The 4,831-nt window shown below is 44.4% G+C and carries 5 protein-coding genes and 1 pseudogene; 1 reads left to right on the top strand and 5 read right to left on the bottom strand.

All coding sequences use genetic code 11. The annotated features are described in order from the left end of the window. Positions 1-917: 917 nt before the first annotated feature. From O9332_RS19890 to O9332_RS19910, 5 genes are all read right to left on the bottom strand, one after another. Positions 918-1,373: a BON domain-containing protein gene (locus tag O9332_RS19890; protein ID WP_002763227.1), complete on the bottom strand. Its 456-nt coding sequence runs from the start codon at positions 1,371-1,373 to the stop codon at positions 918-920. A gap of 28 nt (positions 1,374-1,401) precedes the next feature. Then, a complete protein-coding gene (locus O9332_RS19895; RefSeq protein ID WP_002763225.1) occupies positions 1,402-2,004 on the bottom strand; it encodes a general stress protein in 603 nt (200 codons plus the stop codon). Positions 2,005-2,278: 274 nt separating this feature from the next. Then, positions 2,279-2,608 carry a helix-turn-helix domain-containing protein gene (locus O9332_RS19900; RefSeq protein ID WP_002763223.1) on the bottom strand — a complete coding sequence of 110 codons (330 nt, stop codon included), beginning with the start codon at positions 2,606-2,608 and terminating at the stop codon, positions 2,279-2,281. Continuing rightward, a complete protein-coding gene (locus O9332_RS19905; RefSeq protein WP_002763221.1) occupies positions 2,605-2,985 on the bottom strand; it encodes a type II toxin-antitoxin system RelE/ParE family toxin in 381 nt (126 codons plus the stop codon). The genes O9332_RS19900 and O9332_RS19905 overlap by 4 nt, the downstream gene beginning before the upstream one ends. 164 nt (positions 2,986-3,149) lie before the next feature. Continuing rightward, the gene (locus O9332_RS19910; protein ID WP_288027058.1) at positions 3,150-3,971 is read right to left on the bottom strand and encodes a PEP-CTERM sorting domain-containing protein; all 822 of its coding nucleotides are present in this window, start codon (positions 3,969-3,971) and stop codon (positions 3,150-3,152) included. Between the two features lie 397 nt (positions 3,972-4,368). Between O9332_RS19910 and O9332_RS19915 the strand changes: the two are divergent. Continuing rightward, positions 4,369-4,582, top strand: a pseudogene (locus tag O9332_RS19915) (IS30 family transposase); the annotation flags it as partial. Between the last annotated feature and the right edge of the window lie 249 nt (positions 4,583-4,831).

Below are 4,831 nucleotides of genomic sequence, written 5' to 3' on the forward strand. Positions count from 1 at the left end.
GTCAGTCTGTAGAGCGACCATAAGACCAGAACAGAGTAAATCTGTTAAGGCAGGTGCGGAACCCCGCAAGGGAAAGAAGCAGAAACCTAAATCGTGAGGTTTGGGAATCGCCGTCCGTTTTACGGCGGCGAGGATGTCAAGTGAATCGGTTAGTCTCGGTTGAACTAGGAACTAAATAGGGTTGGCGGCAAAAAGTTTGTTGGTGGGGTTAGGAGTCGGTCGTCGGTCGTCAGTAGCCGGTCGTTTCAGGCTTTGTTGCCCTTTTTTGTGTACCAGTTTATGTACTAAAAAAAGGATAATGCAAGGTTTTTGAAGGTCCCAATCCGATTTTCGCAGCATGAACATCGGATTTTAACAGGTCAAAAGCCTTATTTTAAAAGGGTTTTACCATTATTCAGCAAACCCCAGTTAGAATTTCTCCGATTTAAAGCGCAAATTGTTAATTGGTATTCCTGACAAAGGGAGTTATTTACTGAGGTCATCCGCTCTTTTATTGTCAATAATTTAGCATCCAACTTCCTTGACCTCAATAACTTGGAAGCCATAGTCTGAAGTTCAAAGGCATACTACGGAAATTCTGTCAATGCGTAAGTCCTAAAGCAATGATTAGACAAGGGGCTTAAGCCCCTTGTCTTCAAGGTTAGTTACAGTTGCTATCTTCTGTTTACTTCTTTTTAGCTGGAGCTGCTGGCGCAACTTGGGAGCATCTCATTTATGCAAGTGAGTAATTATGCTTGTCGCTAAAACTTGCTTCTGGTAAGGCTTTCAAAATAGCTTGACATAAAACTTAATTTAGGAGTTACAAAGGTGAGATGCTCACCGCAACTTTTGCGGCGTTGTCAGATTAGAATATGAAAGATGCAATGCAATCCTTGCTATCAAAGTAATTTCAGTTCCAAGCTGATTCGGAGCATCTTTCAATTTGACAACGCCACTTTTGCTGTAACTTTGACACTATTGACACCCTTGATTTGTTTTGCCAAGGGGTCAATTTTGTCGAGTTGCTCTTGAGTTTCTACGGTTCCAGAGACGACTACCGCTCCATCTTTAGCAGAAACTGTAAGTTGCCCTTTCGGGATGTTGGCTTCTAGCTTAGAGCGAACTTCACTGGAAAGGTCACTGTTGGCGCGATCCGCATCTCCTCCAGTTAGATTGTTGCGTTGCTCACGAGCGCGAATATCAGAATTGAGTTGATTTCGGCGCACTTGACTAGACGCATCGCTTTGGTTCTTTTGGACTGTTTTAGTATCAGGAACTTGCCCCGTTTCCTCTGTGGAAGAAGGGGCGTTGGTGCTAGTTTTAGCGTTGTTCTCACAAGCCACAGTTCCAATCAGTAGAAGGCTGCTGAGGATTAAAGTTGTGATCTTTTTCATGATGCAAATCCTTTAATAATTTCCGATTTTACAAACGAGAAGCAGGAGGATCGACATAGCCTTCAATTGCTAGGGCATTGTAAATTTCCCACTCGCGAATCCCTCGGCGCTTTAGAATTGTTTCAGCCTGAAGGATGTCAGCATCTGCACCGTCCACGATCAACAGGTAGTCTCCACGAACCACATAATCGTGATAGACTCGTGCCCGATCTTCTGGAATTCCTAGACCAATTAGACCACCTACCAAACCTCCGGTAGCCGTCCCGATTGCACCGCCAGCTAACGTGGTAGCGATCGCAGTTGCAGCCGCCCCTGCCAACATGACGGGGCCCACTCCAGGAATTGCCAATATGCCCAACCCAACCAGCAAGCCTGTCAGTCCTCCGATGGCTCCGCCTGCCGCTGCCCCGGTCTTTGCTCCTTCGTCAATATGAGTTGTTTTTGTTTCGGTAAGCTCTTGAACTCGTGTCTCACCAATCCGGTTGCTCTGCTCCAGTCGTTCAGGCTCTTTGGCAATGATTGATACCTCATTCATGGCAAATCCGTCATCTCGTAATCCATTCAGTGCCTTCTCTGCCTCTTGATAGCTAGAGAAGATTCCCACGGCTCGTTTACGGTTAGTTAAAGTCATTTTTCCCTCCAACGCTATGCGGTAAAAGCTTTGTAAATCCTATAGTATGGCGAACTATAGCGATTGAATTTCCTGATTCGAGTTGATAATTCTGCTCTTGGCATTACTGTAACAGGCGGTTGCTTGATTTACTGTATGAATTGATTGAGTCTGTATGAATTGCTTGAATACGACACAAAATGTAACGGGCGATGCACTAGAACTACCTTTTTTTATTAATAAATAGCGCCGCCCTTAACAGACGGTAAGGCCACTCTTTTTGTCTCTGCTGCTCTTATTGCACTGCTAGAACAGAAATATGTCCGACCTCTTTTGTATCGCTACGAGGCCGGATGACGATCTCGACATCTTGATTCAATGCCGTGAGAAATTCCATCAATCGTTCAACTGAAAATTGATCGAGCCGATAGTTTTTTAGTGCTGAAACCTTGGGCTGCGGGATATTAAGCAGTATGGCAATCTCCCTCTGTTTCAGCTTGCGACTTTTCAGAAGTTCGTTAACGGCCAGGGCTAGGCGTGTTTTCGTTTGCCGTTCGGTTGCGTCTGGATAACCAAGGTCAGCGAAAACGTTCGTGGTGCCGCGAGTGATTTCCAAATTGCTCATTTTGTCCCTCTACTTTCATAATCCGCTTGTGCGCGTTTCATCCGTTCAACAATAAGCTTTACATCCTCTTGAGGTGTCTTGATTCCAGACTTCGACTTTTTCTGGAATGCGTGCAGAACGTAAACAACTTCAGCGAAGCGCACAGTATAGACCGCTCGATAAGTGTCGCCTCGATGATCTTCGACGATCTCAAATACTCCTGCCCCTTCACCCTTCCAAGGTTTAGCCTTTGGATGTTTACCCCCCAACTGCGCTAGACCAAGGGCATAGCCCATATCGTCCTGCACCTCGGCAGGGAAAGTCAGGTAGTCCTTTTTCGCAGAGGCCACCCAATACAAGGGTTTTTCCCGCGACATACTTTTAGAAATTCGGATCATTCAACAATATACCCAAACTGGAATAATCAGTCAAGGAATTAACAGAGCGGCGGTATCGCTTGAAGTTGCATCGCATGGTCAATATCAACATTCGATTCAGGCTGAGGCAATAATAAACCCCTTCATTTTCTTATTGAAGGGGCGTTTGTGGGGTTTTCTGATTGTTAGGAATCTTTTTCTAGTTCTTTTCCAGTGGATTTAGATGGTTTAATTTTGCGCTTGAGGACTGCACCTGCTCCTAAAGTGCCGAAGGCAAGAAGCCCAAGAACAGAGGAGGGTTCGGGAACTGAACTGGAAACAGGGGCAAGTTGAAAAAGTTGCTGGTATGCCCTTCCCTGTGATCCACCACCAAGGTATCCCAATTGGGCAAAACCAACATCATAATCAGACAAAATATCAATACTTGTATCTACCCAAAAACTAGATAGGTTAGGAATAGCTACAGGAGGTCCATTGATGACTTGAGAGAAGGAATATATTGAAGTAGCACTACCAATGTTGTTACTTCCTTGTGTAGTTCCCACGTCAATAGTCCCTGTTAAAAAAGGTGAGAAACCATTGAGAGAACGATATCGCAGAGGCGATGTTATCTCAGTGATATCGTTCTCTAGGCTTGTAACCTTGAAATTGTAACTGAAGCTTTTCGTCCCTGCACCAAAAACACTCAGTTCCTGATTGTTAGCATAATAGGCTACTCCATGACCAAAGGCTATCGGGTCTTCTTCTTGTACTACAATATTATTGAAGTCAAAGCTGGTAGCTGTCCCAGTTATACTACTATTTACCAAAGACCAGTTACTTAGAATTTCTTGTCCTACCTGAATAGAACCACCATTAAAAAGCTCAGTTAGAGTACACGAATCCGTTGCAGCACATCCGACAGTGACTGTAGCGGCTAACATTGGATTAGCCACAATTATCAATCCACCGAAGAGAATTCCGCTACTTAAAGTACCTTTGATCACAAATTTAGCACCAGTTTTCATCAATCTCATCATGTACGCTCCTTATTGAATTTGAGAACTGCTTACCTGAGTCGAGTCAACAATTCTGCTTCTGCTATTACCCTGATAGATGGTTGTTTGATTTGATGTGTGAATTGATTAAAACTGTATGAATTGCTTGAATACGACACAAAACGTAACGGGCGATGCACTAGAACTACCTTTTTTTATTAATAAATAGCGCCGCCCCTTGATTCAATGCCGTGATAAATTCGATTTTTGGACTTAGGAAGACGAAAACAACCAAACGCCGATTCAAAAATGAAGTGCACCACTAGGGTAGTCTTCCAATGAGGAGGCTCATCAAGGTAACCTGACTTGTACCACCAAGAGAGGAAACCCAAGACGAAGCTCCTCACATCAATTAGGAGTTAAATGCTACTTTGCTAATCCTTACCATTCTTGGGAGCGAGGACTCAACGAGCATACTAACGGTCTCATGCGGCAGTTTTTCCCGAAAGGGACAAATTTCTCTCATCGTCAAACAAGCTGAGGTAGACCGAGTGACAGACTTAATCAACCATCGACCCCGAAAAGCCCTTGACTATCGCACTCCATCTGAGGTATTCTTCAACCCACATTCCGCACCCTAAGTGTCACAACGTCTCAAAAGGGGAAGGGGCGCGAGTCAAAATACTTATCTAGAGGAGTGAGTTGGCGGCAAGCTGCCGGCAACTAAGCCGAAAATTTCAGAGTTCCCCCGGTCATTCTCAATAAACAGTGCTTGTTGAGAATGACCGGTCAATCAGACTTAACATCTAGGGGGAGATGTTCCAGTTGCTCGCTTTGTTTTGTCACCCCTTGAAGTCAATCCATCTGGTCAAGATAAGAGATAATATTCT

Origin of the sequence: Microcystis sp. LE19-10.1B (genome assembly GCF_027530565.1) — a bacterium.
Classification (GTDB): domain Bacteria; phylum Cyanobacteriota; class Cyanobacteriia; order Cyanobacteriales; family Microcystaceae; genus Microcystis; species Microcystis aeruginosa.